Origin of the sequence: Mesorhizobium sp. M4B.F.Ca.ET.143.01.1.1 (assembly GCF_004792275.1) — a bacterium.
GTDB classification, from domain to species: domain Bacteria; phylum Pseudomonadota; class Alphaproteobacteria; order Rhizobiales; family Rhizobiaceae; genus Mesorhizobium; species Mesorhizobium abyssinicae.
In genome coordinates this window covers 1-852 of sequence record NZ_SRSR01000062.1, presented here as the reverse complement: position 1 = coordinate 852, position 852 = coordinate 1, and the positions used below count along the sequence as shown (strand labels likewise).

The window sequence follows — 852 nt, the reverse complement described above, 5'->3', positions numbered from 1 at the left end:
TCAAGGACAATCGCCAGTCCTGCAAGGTGATGTATCCGCTGAGCGAGGTGCTGCTTTTGGTTGTCTGCGGCACGATGGCGGCCTGCGACGACTATGACGACATCGTTCTGTGGGGGAACAGGCATCTCGACTTCCTGCGGCGTCTGCAGCCCTACCATTTCAGCATTCCCTGCGCGGATTGGCTGCGGGTGGTGATGAACCGGATCGGACCGGACCTGTTCGCTTCTTGCTTTCTTGCCTTCGTTGCCGAGCGTCTGCCCGAAGCAGTCGGCCAGATCGCCATCGATGGCAAGACCTCACGCCGCAGCCACGATCGCGGGCGTGGACAGGCGGCGCTGCACCTGGTCTCGGCCTATGCGACAACCCACAGCCTCGTGCTGGGGCAACGGGCGGTGGCCGACAAGTCCAACGAGATCACCGCCATTCCCTTGCTGCTGCAGAAACTGGCCGCGTCCGGAGCGCTGGCGGGTAGTCTCGTTTCCATCGACGCCATGGGCTGCCAGTCCGACATCGCCGAGACGATCGTCGATCTCGGCGGTGACTATCTCTTGGCCACCAAGGACAATCAGAAGACCGCCCATGCCGAGATCCAGCTCTATTTCGACGCCGCTCCCGTCGATGAGATCGATGCGCTCACCGAGGTCGAGAAGGGCCATGGCCGCATCGAGACGCGCCGTCATCTCGTCTCACAGCGTGTCGACTGGATGAGTGGCAGAAGGCGCTATCCCGACGAGCCGCGCTTCAAGGGCCTCAGCACCATCGCCATGGTCGAGACCCGCATCGAGACCGGCGCCGAGGTCAGGGTCGAGCGGCGATGCTACATCTCCTCTCGCATCCTCACCGCAAAAACCT

General features: G+C 62.7%; 1 protein-coding gene. It reads left to right on the top strand.

Going from position 1 to position 852, the window contains the following annotated elements; translation table 11 throughout:
• On the top strand, positions 1–852 hold an 852-nt coding region (locus EN786_RS35945; protein WP_135910009.1), incomplete at both ends, for an ISAs1 family transposase.